Source organism: Bacillus sp. JJ864 (assembly GCF_036963045.1).
Taxonomy (GTDB): Bacteria; Bacillota; Bacilli; order Bacillales; family Bacillaceae_G; genus Bacillus_A; species Bacillus_A pseudomycoides_C.
In genome coordinates, this window is sequence record NZ_JBALLY010000015.1 from 1 (window position 1) to 16039 (window position 16039).

15 protein-coding genes and 2 pseudogenes are annotated in these 16039 nt (G+C 33.6%); 2 read left to right on the top strand and 15 right to left on the bottom strand.

Annotated features, from left to right (window positions below; all coding sequences use genetic code 11):
- Nucleotides 1–234: 234 nt before the first annotated feature.
- The 7 genes from V7024_RS03360 to V7024_RS03390 form a co-directional block, all read right to left on the bottom strand.
- Nucleotides 235–507 (bottom strand): flagellar biosynthesis protein FlgG, encoded by a 273-nt coding sequence (locus tag V7024_RS03360; RefSeq protein ID WP_335515649.1) that lies wholly within the window; start codon nucleotides 505–507, stop codon nucleotides 235–237.
- Nucleotides 497–865 carry a flagellar export chaperone FliS gene (fliS, locus tag V7024_RS03365; protein WP_335515652.1) on the bottom strand — a complete coding sequence of 123 codons (369 nt, stop codon included), beginning with the start codon at nucleotides 863–865 and terminating at the stop codon, nucleotides 497–499. The genes V7024_RS03360 and fliS overlap by 11 nt, the downstream gene beginning before the upstream one ends.
- Before the next feature lie 220 nt (nucleotides 866–1085).
- On the bottom strand, nucleotides 1086–2408 hold the full coding sequence (locus tag V7024_RS03370) for a flagellar hook-associated protein 2 (RefSeq protein ID WP_335515655.1): 1323 nt from the start codon (nucleotides 2406–2408) through the stop codon (nucleotides 1086–1088).
- A 226-nt stretch (nucleotides 2409–2634) separates the two neighbouring features.
- Nucleotides 2635–3498 (bottom strand): flagellar hook-associated protein 3, encoded by an 864-nt coding sequence (locus V7024_RS03375; RefSeq protein WP_335515658.1) that lies wholly within the window; start codon nucleotides 3496–3498, stop codon nucleotides 2635–2637.
- Nucleotides 3499–3811: 313 nt separating this feature from the next.
- Entirely contained in the window at nucleotides 3812–5173 is a 1362-nt protein-coding gene (gene flgK / locus V7024_RS03380) for a flagellar hook-associated protein FlgK (protein ID WP_335515661.1), read from the bottom strand.
- Between the two features lie 20 nt (nucleotides 5174–5193).
- Nucleotides 5194–5646 carry a hypothetical protein gene (locus tag V7024_RS03385; protein WP_335515664.1) on the bottom strand — a complete coding sequence of 151 codons (453 nt, stop codon included), beginning with the start codon at nucleotides 5644–5646 and terminating at the stop codon, nucleotides 5194–5196.
- 16 nt (nucleotides 5647–5662) lie between these two features.
- A complete protein-coding gene (locus V7024_RS03390) occupies nucleotides 5663–6127 on the bottom strand; it encodes a YaaR family protein (protein WP_335515667.1) in 465 nt (154 codons plus the stop codon).
- A gap of 133 nt (nucleotides 6128–6260) precedes the next feature.
- Between V7024_RS03390 and V7024_RS03395 the strand changes: the two genes are divergently transcribed.
- Both V7024_RS03395 and V7024_RS03400 read left to right on the top strand, forming a co-directional pair.
- Nucleotides 6261–6758 (top strand): flagellar motor switch protein FliG, encoded by a 498-nt coding sequence (locus V7024_RS03395; RefSeq protein WP_335515670.1) that lies wholly within the window; start codon nucleotides 6261–6263, stop codon nucleotides 6756–6758.
- 55 nt (nucleotides 6759–6813) lie between these two features.
- A complete protein-coding gene (locus V7024_RS03400; RefSeq protein WP_335515713.1) occupies nucleotides 6814–7596 on the top strand; it encodes a CheR family methyltransferase in 783 nt (260 codons plus the stop codon).
- A gap of 318 nt (nucleotides 7597–7914) precedes the next feature.
- Here V7024_RS03400 and V7024_RS03405 read toward each other — a convergent pair whose 3' ends face one another.
- From V7024_RS03405 to V7024_RS03435, 8 genes and pseudogenes are all read right to left on the bottom strand, one after another.
- Nucleotides 7915–8634: a hypothetical protein gene (locus tag V7024_RS03405; protein WP_335515673.1), complete on the bottom strand. Its 720-nt coding sequence runs from the start codon at nucleotides 8632–8634 to the stop codon at nucleotides 7915–7917.
- 83 nt (nucleotides 8635–8717) lie between these two features.
- Nucleotides 8718–9869, bottom strand: coding sequence for a hypothetical protein (locus V7024_RS03410; protein ID WP_335515675.1), 1152 nt, complete (start codon nucleotides 9867–9869; stop codon nucleotides 8718–8720).
- A gap of 29 nt (nucleotides 9870–9898) precedes the next feature.
- Nucleotides 9899–11476 (bottom strand): flagellar motor switch protein, encoded by a 1578-nt coding sequence (locus V7024_RS03415; RefSeq protein ID WP_335515678.1) that lies wholly within the window; start codon nucleotides 11474–11476, stop codon nucleotides 9899–9901.
- Nucleotides 11477–11815: 339 nt separating this feature from the next.
- A pseudogene (locus tag V7024_RS03420) lies at nucleotides 11816–13330 on the bottom strand (chemotaxis protein CheW); the annotation flags it as partial.
- Nucleotides 13331–13519: 189 nt separating this feature from the next.
- Nucleotides 13520–13768: pseudogene (locus tag V7024_RS24345) on the bottom strand (Hpt domain-containing protein); the annotation flags it as partial.
- A gap of 160 nt (nucleotides 13769–13928) precedes the next feature.
- Complete coding sequence (locus V7024_RS03425; protein ID WP_335515684.1) at nucleotides 13929–14297, bottom strand: response regulator; 369 nt, start codon at nucleotides 14295–14297, stop codon at nucleotides 13929–13931.
- A gap of 184 nt (nucleotides 14298–14481) precedes the next feature.
- Nucleotides 14482–15159, bottom strand: a complete 678-nt coding sequence (locus V7024_RS03430; protein ID WP_335515686.1) for an OmpA family protein — start codon at nucleotides 15157–15159, stop codon at nucleotides 14482–14484.
- Between the two features lie 16 nt (nucleotides 15160–15175).
- Nucleotides 15176–15982: a MotA/TolQ/ExbB proton channel family protein gene (locus V7024_RS03435; protein ID WP_335515689.1), complete on the bottom strand. Its 807-nt coding sequence runs from the start codon at nucleotides 15980–15982 to the stop codon at nucleotides 15176–15178.
- Nucleotides 15983–16039: the final 57 nt, after the last annotated feature.

Consider the following 16039-nt stretch of genomic DNA (forward strand, 5'->3'; position numbering starts at 1 on the left):
TGCAGAATACATCATGACCTGCACTTGTTTGCTCTCTTTGTTTGAAAACCTCGCATGTGGCAGGAAAAGGCCCTGATCGCTCCTATGCATGGCCAGATGCTCTCGCCCTCCCAAAAAAGAGGTTTTTATGCCGGTTTTTCAACTTATATATAAAAATAAAGTTTTACAAATAAAGCAAAAGAAAAAGCGATGATCCTTTCGAATACGATCGCCCTTTCTTTATATACAAGACTTTCAATACTTACCGTAATACAAATTCGCTTTCATTCTTCCATCATTTACCATAATCATTTCTTCTAATAAGTGCTGATTATTACGAATTTTTTCTGCTGCCTTCGTAATAAGCGGAATAACTTCATTAGCGACTTGATTATTCATTGATTCCTCTAATGTTGAAAACCACGTATTAAATTCTGCCATTCGTGTTTTTAATTCCTCTTCTGATACAATCACATCGTAGGTATCATTAAAACAGCTCACAAATTTTTCATACGCTTTATTGTTCATCCGCTAACACTCCACGATATCCTTCAATTAAATCTTGCAACACTTGTACAATCCCATCCATATCTGCAACTGTACGTGTCATTTTCATCATTCCAATTTGCTGACTAATCCAATCGTATAGCGAATATAAGCTGTCATATAAATCTTTACTAATGTCTGGATTCAACTGTAACTTTAATTCATCAAAAATACGATCCAATTTACCTACTACTTCATCAGCTTGTTCAAACTGAAAATTATTTAGTAGTTCTTCTAATTTTCGAAATTCTACAATACATCTTTCATAAATAAAAATTGTATTTTTAATTGGATTACTTGTCATAATGTTATGTTGCATATATCGCTGCCACGCTTGCATACCATTAACTCCTTCTATATAAATCCATTTTGATTTTCCAACATATAAGCCGGGACTATGCAGACTAAAAATGCGCCCTACTCGCTTTCTTCCTTTGTTTTAACCCTTGCTATGGCAGGAAAAAGCCCTGACCGCTTCTACGTACGGTCAGATGCTCTCATCCTTTTAAAAAGAAAGGAACTTTTAGGTTGGTTTTTCAATTTGTATTTATACGCTTTCCTTAATCATCACTCTTTTGTTTTGTCATTGCTTTCATTTGTTTTAACTGCATATCAAGCATAGCTAATTGCTGTTCTAATTTTGAATATTTACCAACAATTGCTTCCTGTTTCATTTTATTAAGAGAATCGATATCTTTAATTTTACTATCTAAATCACGAATTTCTTTATCAATACTTTTAGTTCGTTCCGTCATGAATGACTTAACACCGAATATGCCATCTAGTTTTTTCTCTATTTCATGTCCAAGACCATTAAAGCCAAAGAAAAAAGCATTTACTGCATCTGGATTTTCTCTAAATGCCGTCTTTAATTTTTCCTCATCAAGTTTCACATTTCCATCCTTCTCAACTTGAATACCAAAAGAGGATACATATTGATTCCCCTTAGAATAGGAAAACATACTCGTCATTGCATTTTGCAACGAAAATCCTACACTGCTTCCTTGTAAAACCCCGTCCTTACCTGCAAACAAATCCAATTTTGAAACAGCCTTATTATATTCTGTCGTCATTTTTTTTATTGCATCCATAGCAGCGTTTATATTAGAATCTTCAACCGTTAGCCTAATTGGTTCTGATGTTTCTTTTTCTAACTTAATCGTTACACCTGGAAGTGCATTAACTGTATTAGATTTACTTGTCTGTGTAATGCCATTAATCGTATATTCGGCATCTTGAGGTGGTGTTTCTTCATGAGCAATTTGATTAGGTGCATTAAACAAACCTATAGTTTGTAATATATCTCCATTTACTTCCGCTAATTCAATTTTTCCTTCTGTTCCTGCTTTTGCAGATGTTACAAACATTTTAGTTCCTAATGTATAGGCTGTTACACCATAACCGCCGTTATTCATTTTATTAATTAAATCTTTATATGTCATATCAGCTTTAACTTCTAATGGTTTATCACCAATTTTAAAAATACCATTTTGACCAATTGTATCGTTTATATTTATATCTTTTACACTTGTGATTTGATGTCTTTGCGCTAATTTTTGAACAGTAATATTATATGTCCCTGCGAACGCAGACCCATCTGCTTCCGCAGTGATAAATCCATCTTTAGATGTACTTGTTTTCTTTTCATTCCCTTTAAATGATGACAAATTTGTAAAGGCTGTTACAAAATCACTAAACTCTTTCTTTACACTAGCATATACATTTTTTTCGTCTACTAAACTCTGTTTTGAACTATTATAAGGCGATTTCTTTGCCTCTAATGCCTGTAATTCTAAATCTACAAGATCTTTTACGTTTATAAGATTACTCCCTGTATTCCAAATTTGCTGTTTTCCCCCAATATTACTTATCGTTCCTGCCATACTATTCCACTCCTCATTCTATATAAATCCGTTTTAATGTTTCAACATAAAAGTCTCTGCTGTGCAGAATACGTCATAACCTGCACTTGCTTGCTCCCTTTGTTTTAAACTATGGTATGTGGCAGGAAAAGGCCCTGACCGCTCCTATGCACGGCCAGATACTCTCGTCCTCCTATAAAAAAGAAAGGGATTTTATGTCGCTTTTTAACCTATATACATATATTTTTTACATATAATCTAAAATACTAATTTTACTCATTGTACTTACTGCTTTTAAAGTCGCTTCATACGTTGCATTAATGTACGATAAATCAGATATAGCTACTGCTAAATCAACATCCTCAATTTCTTTGCGATTTTCACTTAACGCTAAATTGTGCTCATTTAAAATTGTTTCAAATGCATTTAACGTATTCAGCGTCGCACCGACCTCTGTTGTACGACCCAAAACCTTATCTAAATTATCTTTATTCTCTTGCTTTAATGTTTCTAACGCTTGTTGATTGCCAGTTTGCATTGCATCTTTTATTTTCACTAACGTTTCGATCGTTGGAGTTAATAAGTCTTTCCCATTTCGAAACACTGGTACTGTATACCCATCATTTAGTGTCCACTTCACATCTTGATTTCCACCACGGTATGCCCCATCAGCAGCAAACGGAGGCTGCGTTGTAACTTCCCCTCCAAATATATAACGTCCGTTTTCTTGTGTATTTGCCAAATACACAACCTGTTTTAATAATTGATCTACTTCCGCTCCAGTCGCTTGCAATTCCTTTGGACCATTTGTTCCATTTAACGCTTGAATCGTAAGATCATTTACTCGTGATAACGATTTATAAACACCTTGTAACGAACTTTCTGTTTGTTTTAAAACACTTTTTGAATCTGCTAAATCTTTTTGCATTTGCTCAATGTTTGCTAAAGAATGTTGAATTGCAAATGATTTACTTGCCGCAAGTGGATCTTCACTCATTCGAATATTCTTTTTACCAGATGTCACTTGATTACGATGATACATTTGCTGAGAATTTAGACGCATTAATTCACTTTGGGCCCAATTCACATTTTGAAACGTTGATACTCTCATAAAATCTCCCTCTCACTCTCGCTCAATTTCGTAGATATGCTTTTTATATAAATCTATTTTTATTCTCCAACATATAAATCGCTGCTATGCAGAACAAAACGTATCCCGCACTCGCTTTATCCTTTTGTTTTAAACTTTGCATGTGGCAGGAAAAGGCCCTGACCGCTTCTATGCACGGTCAGATGCTCTCGTCCACCTAAAAAAGGAGTTTTTATGTCGGTTTTTCAATCGTATTTATATAGTCTTCTACATGAGCTGTATTTATTCTATAACTCTGATTGAACTAATGTTCTCTCATTGTTAATAGCACCATTTATCTAATAATTGAAAATAAACTATCAAAAACTTCGTTTAATGTAGTAATTGCCTTTGAATTCGCGACAAAATATTTTTGATAGGCCATCAAATTGACCATTTCTTCATCCATATTTACGCCTTCTAAACTTGATTTTTCTTGCTCAATTCCATTTAACAGATCCCCATGAATCGTTTTATATGCCTCAAACGCATTTGTATCCGCTGCAACTTGTACAATCTGTTTATCTAACGTTTGCTTGTAAGTAAGTCCAACAGCATACTGGCGATCCCCAACTGCAGCCAATGCATTTGCTGTATCGACAGAAATCTTCATTTTGGTAACATCTGCTTCAAAATCAGGATTGATTCGCATCCCCTTCGCATCAGTTCCAACAAAGAAATCTTTCTGCATAACACCATTTATTTCGCCTTTTAGCGCCATCATTAAGTTGTTTAAGTCTTCTTTATATCCTGCAATTGTTTTTTTCGCATCCATCGCTGCTTGAATCGTACCGCCCTGTAATTGAACGTCCGTTCCTAAAACTTTGACAGACATTGTATTATTATTATTTTTAATTAAGTCTAACGGATAAACGGTTTGTCCATTATTTTGCGCATTTCCTATGTTTCTTTGTGTTCTTGGATCTCCGATGATATCTTGACCGCTTACAAGTAACACTCCGTTAATTCTTACGCTCACTATATTAGGATTAATAGATTCATTTGAAACGTCAATATTTGCATATTGTGACATTTCACTAATAATTTTATCTCGCTCATCTAGTAATTGATTCGGTACATGTTCTCCAGCTTGACCAATTTTCAAATTCGTCTCCGCTAAACTATCAGCCAGTCGGTTGAATGCTTTCACATGCTGCGCTGCCTCTTCCCCTGCTTGTGCTTCTACTTCTTCGAAATTCTTTGCAATTCTATTTAACTGATTCGTAAATTTATTTGTATTAGCGACTAACATATTATAATAGTTAGGTTGTTCTGGATTTTTCGCCACTTCACGAAACGAGTTATAGAATTGATCCATTAAACTTGATAATGAATTTTTGTTTGGAGATCCTACCACTGTTTCTACTCGTGATAATATCGAATTCATATAAGAATGATATGAGAATTGTGATAACTGCTCATTATATTGACGTGTTTTCACTTCATCCGTTACACGATCTATACTTACTGTCTTTACACCGTAACCAATGCGTTGTTCAGGTGTGTCTCCTCGACTTCCCCCAACAGCGCTGTAATTCACTACTTGACGAACATAACCCGGTGTTCGCATATTAGTAAGATTTTGTCTTGTTGTCTGAAGACCTAGTTGTGCTGCTAACATCCCAGACAAGGACGTATTATAATCCGTTAATTTCATGTTTTTCACTTCTCCCTTATCTACAATAATTCATTCATGAAAATTTGTGAATTATGGTTTCTTTCAAGATTAAATTCAGAAACGGAATCCACAATACTTTCTGTAGTTTTTAATAGTACGTTTAAGTAATATTGATTTTTTAAAAGTACCATTTTAATGTTCTCTTCTAATTTTATCATGTTTTTTTGTAATTCTTCCATTTTTTTAATTTCTTCATTAGAAAAATAAGAAAATAAAAACTGAACTTTCGTTACCTCTATCCCTTTTTCTTTGCAATACATCTCTATCATTTCTTGAAAACGATACGTCAATTGTTTCACTTGCTCAATATGTTGAAGCTGCCTCGTATGCAAAGATTGCACATCTGCTAACTTTTTTTGCTGCAGATGCTCATAAATTTGTTCTCCGAGAACTCCAATATGTTCATACGTATCTTTAATTCTCGTAAGTTGTTCATATAGATTTTGGTACATAATATCTACCCTCCTTCTACAACACCAAATTAACAATTAAACCGTGGATTTCTCCAATCTGATTTAATATTTCTAAGTGGCCAGTTTTTGTATTTACTAAATTCATAACATCTTCTAAATCATTCAATCCATTTTCTACTTGTTTGATAACCGTCATTTTTTGCGAATAACCGTAGCGCGGATGACGTGATAATACATCTTTATACTGCATCAAATTATCTACATAGAAATTCAAAAATGACTTTACTGTACTTCTGTATTCCATAATATTATCCATTGTTAATTCTTGTTCAATTTTTTCTTTTATTTCCCCAATATTATCAACAAGTGCCTCGATTTGTTCAAGCAATTTTTCGTTTTTCGGATCAGCTTGTAATTTCTCCGAAAAAGACGGACGCAATGTTTCTTTCGCATCCTTCCCTGCTGGTAACTGGGTTGGCATATGGGATAAAATTGGACTGGTTGGTACAAAACGTAACATAATACATCACCTATTTAATCTTTATCGTTTTATCGTAAAATCTATTTATTTATAATTATAACTTGTTAAACGATAATTTGCAGTTATTTTTTACACAATCTATGTTACAATTTACGATGAGGTGGCAGATTTTATGAATATATTCCTTTGTGGTTCCAATCAATTAACAACATTAGATCAAGCGGAAATAAAAAAATTTTTATCTGAATATGCTTATAAACATCGAATCTATGTGTTATGCTACAAATCAATTGAGAGTGAAGTCCTTCGCTTTTTCGTTGAGAATGAGCAGCTTGCTCCTAATTTATCTATATATACATTACATCCTTTACATGTATTATCAGATGAATTTCAAGATATTGTAGCATATTTAAAAGTTCAAGGAGCACAATTCTTTTCTTTCAATCATCCAAACGAAGCAATTTATCGCTCTGAATACATGTTTTTCGTAAAACAAATTGTCAAAGAGTCCGATTTAGTACTTTGTTTTTATAACGGTGACAAACATACAGCTGTCATACCGATAGATATTGCAAAAGAAGCGAGAAAAAATGCTGTTATTTTTGATTTACCTGGGCTGCAAGATAAGCAAGACAACAAAAATTTCGAACAAAAGATTCGCATGATGTAAAATAATAATTAAATAAGGAGGAGGCACAATATTGTATATTGTGCCTATTATTATAATGAGCTTAGAACAGGACTATAATTATTTCATGAAACAATTTAAACAATATTTCAGTACCGATATTTCTTTATATAAACAAGATAGAATGAAAAGAAGAATCGAATCTTTTATTACACGAAAAGGATATTCAAGCTATACAAACTTCCTACATGAATTACAACGCGATTCTTCCCTATTCGCCGAGTTCATTGATCACTTAACAATAAACGTATCTGAATTTTACCGAAATCGTGAAAGATGGGACGCTCTTGAAACAAAGGTATTACCGAAACTTATTCAGCAAAATCAAAATAAATTAAAAATGTGGAGTGCTGCTTGCGCCGCAGGGGAAGAACCATATACATTATCAATTATTCTTTCGAACATTCTACCAAAATATCGATTTGAAATTCATGCAACTGATCTTGATTTGAATATTTTAGAAAAAGCAAAACAAGGAACTTATTCTAACCGTTCCTTGAAAGAAGTTCCAAGCACTGTAAAACATACATATTTCACACAAATAAATGATCAATATAGCGTTCATCCTGATATAAAGCAGCAAGTTACATTTAAACAACACGATTTATTAGTACAACCATTCGATATAAATTTTGATTTAATTATTTGCCGAAATGTTATGATTTATTTCACGGAGGAAGCACGGACAAAAATATACGAAAAATTTAGCCGCTCACTCAAAAAAGGCGGGGTGTTATTTGTCGGTAGTACAGAACAAATTTTAACTCCAGAGCGCTATAACCTACAACGATTTGATACTTTCTTCTATGAAAAAATATAATGAAAATAAAAACAGGTTGCTTTCATTATGAATAGCAACCTGTTTTTATTAAAGCCAATCGACGAAGCTTACATTGCGGTCAGTGGATGCTACTATACTCATGGAAGTTTCACTTTTGAGTCACTTATACTTACCCATAAATAATATATATGAATCCATTTTAATTTTCCGACATATAGATTACGGCTATGCAAAAGGAGCCTGCTCTTGCTTTCTCCCTTTGTTTTACCTTGTATGTGGCAGGAAAGAGCACTAACCGCTTCTATGCATGGCCAGATGCTCTCGCCCACCGAAAAAGAATGGTTTTATGTCGGTTTTTTAATTTAGATTTATATATATACATATTATCCAAATAACCAAGAAAAAGACTGTAATAGACCATTTATGTTGTCCTACTAATTGCTTCACCTGCTGCTGAAACTGTGTCATACTCATTTCAGCTAATGCTCGCCACACACTAACATCACGTTCTTTCGAAAAAATAGACGATGCATCAACAACTGTACTTTCATTAGGAACTTTTGCAATGTAATTTGTTATCGCTTGCATAACCATCTCTATTTTAGATGGATCTTGCCTTAACATATGAATAAGGGCAGTCACATCTAGCAAGGGAATCGTTACTTGTTTTCCATGCTGCAAAAAAGGGACTGGCAATTCAATAAAGTCATATGTGCCATCTAATAAAGGAATTTGACGAACATGGACATGTTTCACAAGCTCCTGCACTTTGTTTAAAATTTCTTGATACATTTGCTCACTTTGTCCATCTTTCTCTTCTAACACCATCGATAACTGCTGCAGCAATTGTAAGACTGACTTTAATTCATTTGAAATGTTACCAAGAGCAACTTCTCCATCTTGTACACTTGATAATAGAATTCCAATTTGATCTCCTTTTGTAACAATATGATGGTCAATTGCAAACGATACTGTATATTTTTGTTGTCCTATGGTTACTTCCTTTTTAGTAAAACCTGAAGGCTGTTGTAATGGTTCAAGCGTTTTCTGTCCTATTGTAACTCGATTGATCTCCATATACATGCCTCCTTTTCTCATCATGTCTCTTTAGTAAAACTACCATCAATGAGAAATACTCCCTCACCGATGGTAGTTTTACTTTATAAACCCCATTCTTTATTACTTTTTAATATAAAGAATAACAAAAATCCTCCAGATATAATAGCGAATAAATCCGATGACTGTACGCCAGTCTGCTGTTTCTTTTTTTCATCAACATGTTTTTTCTGTTGTTCAGCTGCTTCTTGATCATGTGGTGTATTTAATTTTTCTTTCGATTTCATTGTCACACCCTGGTCAGAAGTCATCTCATCCTGATTTTGTGTTACCGATTTTATCGGTTCTGTTATTGTAATAATTGCCTCTTTCGAAGGAGTTGCAGCTTCCCCTTCTTCTTTCTTCCCTTGCTCTTCCGCTTTGTCTTTTGGTGGATTCGTTATTTCTTCTTTCTTACTTTCAGCTACAACTGAAATGACATACTTACTTTCCATGAAACTTTTATTCCCAGCTCCATCGATCAATTCAATCATAGCTTTGTAGGTTCCGGTGGGGATCCCATCAGAAATTTCATATTTCCCTATCCAGATACCTTCTTTTTTCTCATATTGAAGCGGGACAGTAAAATTCGTTTCTTTATCTTCTAGACGAATCACAACTTGTTTAACAGATGATTCTGCATCCTTTGCCTTAACGCGAATATTTAGCAATTCACCTTTCTTCATTTCAAATGCATTCTCTAGATGATCCTGAACCAAAAATTCTTCTACCTTTGGCCCTTCTTTATCGGGAAGAGGCTCTTTATTTTCAATATGAACAAGATCAACGTTCTGTTCTACAGGTTCTTTATCACCATTCATAAGGAGATCAAGCTGCCAGTCTCCTTCTAAATCATACGGAGTAACTGTATAACTCGTCGTCCATAGTTGCTTCTCTACGTCATATGTAAAAGCCAACTGACGCTCCTGTCCTACTTGTTGTTCTGTTTTCAACAATTGAAGACATCCTATTAATGTTTGTCCACCTAATTTTTTTGGTTTAATCGCAATATGAATTGTTTCTCCAACAATAGCTTTTTTTGTATTTACAGTAACGTATCCTATCTCTGTGTTTACACTGTATTCTTTCACCAGTGTATGATTATCCTGTTTAACAGCAGGAATTTGCTCAATCACTTCCGCTTTTCCATATACAGGAAAATAAATAAGCAGTTGTAAGACTATCCAGCCGCTGAGAAGATTCCTCATATTTTTCATGTTTAATTTCAAACTCCTATATGATGAGTTTATAATGATTTAATTACTTTAACACCAAAAAAGCCGTCCACATTTACAAGTTCTCCATAAGCAATTAACACATTATTTACATAAATTTGGATTGGTTCTTCGATACTTTCATCTAATACTACTGTTTCATGTTCATGTAAACCTAAAATATCTTCGATTGTTTTCATTGTATTACCAAATACAAACTTTAAATCCACTTCTACATTCTGTAATATATCCTCTTCTAGATTTGTAATAGAAGCATGATTTTGTCGCTGTAAAGGTTCCACTGTAGTTGCTTCTTGCTTCTTAATCTCTACTTCATTTACCTCTTGCGGAAGTAGGCGTTTTACCATTTCTTTCGCTTCTGGTATAGGTAAAATTTGGTACATCTTCAAATCTAGTAAATCTCCAATTTCAATTTGAAACGTAATTTGAGCGAGTTCATCCGTCATACTAGCTGCACTCATACTTTCCATTTCTTCTTGAAGAGTGACAAATTTAACTCTTGGCGTTGAAATATCCATTTTCTCTCCAAACACCTCGGACATTGCTGTTGCTGCATGCCCCATCATTTGGTTCATAATTTCTTTCACACCGCTTAATTCCAAATCAGTTAAACCTTGTTTTAGATCAATCTCACCATTGCCCATCATCATTAAATCTAGCATTGTTAAGGCAACCTCTTTTGAAAATACAAACATATTTTCATGTTGTAAGCCTTCAATAAAATCTACATTTATAATAACAAAAGGAATAGATTCTCTATCATAATGATGCGCATTAATAATTTCAACCTTTGGTATGCTAATTGATACAGGTTGATTTAGCAATGTTGACAATACGGTAGAAGCTGATCCAATAGATATATTCGCAATCTCTCCAAGTGCATCTTTCTCTTCTTGGTTCAATACTTCTATTACTGAAGAATTATCTTCCTCCTCTATATTCCCTGATACTTGTAGAAGCTTGTTGATCATTCCCTTTGCACTCTCTATCGAAACAATCTGCACAAGCTTTGAATTTACTAAATCATCAATTTTCAAATCAAATGCAATTTTAATGATTGCTCCGCTATTATCAAGCTCAGAAATTTTCTTAATTTCATCCTTAAGTGTTACAACTTGAATTGTCGGAGGAGACATGTCAACGCTATCTTTAAAGAACTCCGACATAGAAGTTGCTGCAAAGCCCATCATTTGATTCATCGCTTCTTTAACTGCACTTAACTCTAATTCAGAAAGTTCTTTATTAGCGTCAACTTTACCTGATCCCATCATCATTAGGTCAGCAATTGCTAAGGCAACATTTTGCTTAATAACAAGCAAGTTTTCCATTTCAAGCCCTTTTATAAAATGGATATTTAATACAACGTGTGGAACTTCAACATCTCTTGCATCATACAATTCTACTACTTCTACGTGAGGCGCAGTAATACTTACTTGACGATTTAATAAAGTAGACAATATCGTAGAAGCTGATCCAAATGATATATTGGCAATTTCTCCAAGAATATCACGCTCTTGTTGTGTTAATAAATGGGAGTGATCTTCTAGTACAAGAGTATCACTTTCTCCTTGTCTATGCTGTTCAGACATTTGTTAAACCCCCTCATATCGTTCTTTCTATCAATAAAAATTGTTACATTTCAATATTTTTATACTCATATAAAATTAAATACAAAATTTCAAAAGAAAACAACTATATTTCATACATTTTTAAAAAATTATTACAAAAACAACAAATATGCAAATTGAAACTCCCATTAATGGAGGGGGCTCCATTTCTACTAATAAAAACTTTCATTGATTCATACATTTTAAATAATGTTCTCTCTTCTTTACTTCCTCTAAAAATTAGGTTATTAAACTTACTGCCTATGAATAAGGTAATAACCTAAAACTCCCCAACTATGTCTGTTGAGGAGTTGATTCGTATTATAAACCTTCTGGGTTTACAATAAGGACTACCCGTCCGTCACCGAGAATCGTTGCACCTGAAAAATATGTTACGCTATCAGCAAAAAAGTCCCCTAGTGATTTTAGTACAATTTCTCTTTGACCAATGATCATATTTACAAACAATCCATAACTACGATGTGAATTACGAACAATTAAAACTGGAACCATTTGTCCCTCATATGTGTCTAAAGCTTCTTCTAATGTCTTCTCGCCGAAAATAACACTTAAATGCTTTACTTCAATAATTTGATCACGATAATTCAAAACATCTTTTCCTTGCAGTGTTTGAATATCTTCTTTTTTAACACGAATTGCTTCAACGATATTTCCAAGTGGTACGGCATAACGTGTTTCATTTGTTTGAACGAGCATAGATTGAATAATAGAAAGTGTTAATGGAAGCTCAATACGGAACTTACTTCCTTTTCCTTCTTCTGATTCAATGATTACATGTCCTCCCAAACTACTAATTGTATGTTTCACAACATCTAGCCCTACACCGCGGCCGGATAAATCAGAAACCACTTCCGCTGTACTAAATCCCGGTGCAAGGATAAGATCGTACACTTCACGATCTGTCAACTTACTTGCTTCTGCTTCTGTCACAACACCGTTTTGAATCGCCTTTTTCAAGACTCTTCCTTTATTAATACCATTACCATCATCAGAAATTTGAATAACAACATGATTACCACTATGAAATGCCGCAAGTTTAATTGTTCCTGTTTCACTCTTTCCTACACTACGTCTTACATCAACCGTTTCAATACCATGGTCGATTGCATTACGGATAATATGTACAAGCGGGTCTCCAATTTCATCAATAACAATCTTATCAACTTCGGTTTCTTCACCAGTAATTTGCAAATCTATTTTCTTACCAAGATCTTTTGCAACCATACGAACCATACGTGGAAAACGATTAAAAACTGTTTCAATTGGAACCATACGCATATTTAATAAAACATTTTGGATATCCTTTGAAATATCTCCTAATCGATTCAAGTGTTCAATTAATTCTTTGTTTTGAATCGATTCTGCCAATTCATCAATTCTTCCGCGTTCAATAACACTTTCTTCAAACATATTCATTAAACGCTCAATTTTTTCTAATTGCACACGTATCGAACGATTTTCAACTTTTACATTTTTATTTTTTGCTTGTGACTTAGTAGATTCCTTTACTGATGATTGTTGCGAGGTCTCTATCTTTTTTTCACTTTTTAAGATGGATTGCTTTTCTTCTCTTTGTACCTCTAATTTATTGATTTCTACGTGCTCAATTTCAGATACACTACGTACAGCTTGTTGAATTTCATCTTCGCTGGATTTTGTTTTTATATGCACCGTGAATTCACAATCAAAGGTGTCTGATTCAATTTCTTCTACAGTTGGTACTGTTTTTGTAATTTCCCCAAGTTTTTGCAATGCTTCTATACACATAATTGCTCGTACTGCTTTTAACATTGCCTGTTGCTGAACAGAAATATGCACAGCATACAACACTGCGTCATCTAGGTTTCCCTCATTTCCTACCTGTTCTACAGATTGTTCAGCATGAAGCAATGCTTCTAATTTTTGTTTTGTACTAGCGACATGAATATTCCCCATGCCACCTTGTTGTACATCTGCAACCATTTTCTCTAAATTATCAATACATTCAAAGATCACATCAATAATATCTGCATTTACTGCTATATTACCGTGACGAATTTCGTCTAATACGTTTTCCATTTTATGCGTTAAATCTGCCATCTCTGTAAATCCCATACTAGCTGACATCCCTTTAAACGTATGAGCAGAACGGAAAATCTCACTGACAACTTCCATATCTTCTGGATTTTGTTCTAATGTGAGCACATTTTCATTTAACGCCTGTAAATGTTCTTCTGACTCTTCAAAAAAAATACTTAATAAGTCTGTTTGCATATCAATCCCCTACCTGTCCGTCCTGTAAACCTATTATTTATGTATATCAATTTAATGGTTCATAAACTAATAGAAAGGATACAAAAAGGAGGTACCCTTTTCCTTACATATACAGTCCTACACTTATGTTTTCGTTGGTACCTCCCAATTGGTATGTATGTTAACTTGTTACTACTTTTGTTAATGCTTCAACAACACGATCAGCTTGGAACGGTTTCACAATAAAATCTTTTGCTCCGCTTTTAATTGCATCTAATACCATACCTTGTTGTCCCATAGCAGAACAAATGACAACCTTTGCATTTGCGTCAATTTTTATAATTTCCTTTAACGCTTCTAATCCATCCATTTCTGGCATTGTAATATCAAGTGTTACGATGTCTGGTTGTAACTCTTTATATTTTTGAATTGCTTCAATTCCATTTTCTGCTTCACCAATTATTTCAAAATCAGAATTACTTTGTAATAAGTTTTTAATCATCGTTCTCATAAATACTGCATCATCTACAACTAAAATTTTATGTGCCATGTTAATAATTCTCTCCTTTTATTTATAAAGATATCTTAATATTAAATGTCTTCATTTCTAATTCATTATACAAAAAATAACGCTACATTTTAAATATTTTTTTTTAGAATGCTTATATTTTTATATTTTTTTTTAAAATCCAACGAAAACAAGAATAAAAATGCAACATTTCTACTACATAATATTACAACTCTTTAATATAAATTACAACACGGCGGTTTTTTTGCCAATTATCTGGAGAGTCGTTTTCAGCAACTGGTTTCGTATCCGCATACCCAACTGCCGCTAAACGTGATGGTGTAACTCCGTAGTCTTCTATTAGTAAATGGATCATATTTGCAGCACGTGCAGATGATAGCTCCCAGTTAGAGGGGAATTTCTCGTTATGAATTGGTCTACTATCCGTATGACCTTCTACAACAATCGGATTCGGAATAGATTGAAAGAATCCAACTAACTGACCGACAACTCCTCTTGCTTCTTCCTTAATTACAGCATCTCCCGTATCAAATAATAAATTATCAACAATAACGATACTTACACCTGTATCTTCCCGATACACATTAACGTCTCTAATACCTTTATTTGTTACATATGCACTTAATTTTTTATACAATTCATCTAACGTTTTTTTTGAATCTACTTTTTCTTTATTTTTATCATGTGAAATATCAGGTATTGTATTTTGCACTACCTGCTCTTGTTCATTCTCATTATTAAATGTTTCTAGCATTTTCGAGAATTTCCCTGTATCTGTTTTTGATGTCGCAACTAATAATACAAAAAAAGTAAGCAACAGCATCGTTAAATCTGTAAAAGTCGTCATCCATCGTGGCGAGCCTTTTTGTAGTCTTTTTATCATTATTCCACTCCTAAAACTAGGCTACTTTTTTCACTTTATTTTCATAAACAAATGCATCAAGCTTTAATTTTAGTTTAGAAGGAATTTGGCCACAATATAGTTCTGAAATGGCTTCAATAACAAATTTCTTTTCAAAATATATATCTTCAATACCACGATACATTTTTTCCGCGAGTGGTATAAACACTAAGTTTGCAAGAACAGAACCGTATAGTGTCGTTAACATCGCTACTGCCATACCAGTACCGATTTTTGAAGTATCTTGTAAATTTTGCAGCATAAGAATAAGTCCAATTAACGTCCCAATCATTCCCCAAGATGGCGTAAATTCACCAATTTTATCAAGCAATATAGCGCCCTTTTTCAGTTCATTTATTTCTGTCTCAATATCGCGTTCTAGCACTTCTTTCAACTCTTCTTCATCGTACCCGCTAAGCATTAAACGAATGCCTTTTTGAATAAAGGGATTATCAATTTTTTCTCCATCTTCCTCTAATGATAACAGCCCATGTTTTTTTGATTTTTTTGAAAAATCGACAAATAAATCAGCTAATTGTTCCAAATTATCTTCTTTTCTATTTAACACATAAAAAATACTTTTTATATATTTTTTAATCTCACTGAAACGATATGCAACAATGACGGTTGCAATTGTTCCACCTAATACGATAAAAACTGAAGAAATGTCTAAAAAATTTTTAAATCCCTTCATCCCGCCTCCCTCGAGCATAATAGCGCCAGCGATAAGTACAAATCCAATTATTATACCGAATGGACTGGAAATATCAAATCTTCTTGTTCTTTGTTTTCTAACAATTTTCATATCACTATCCTACCCTTCATTTAGATATTGCCTCTTTCATACTTCTTTATTATACTT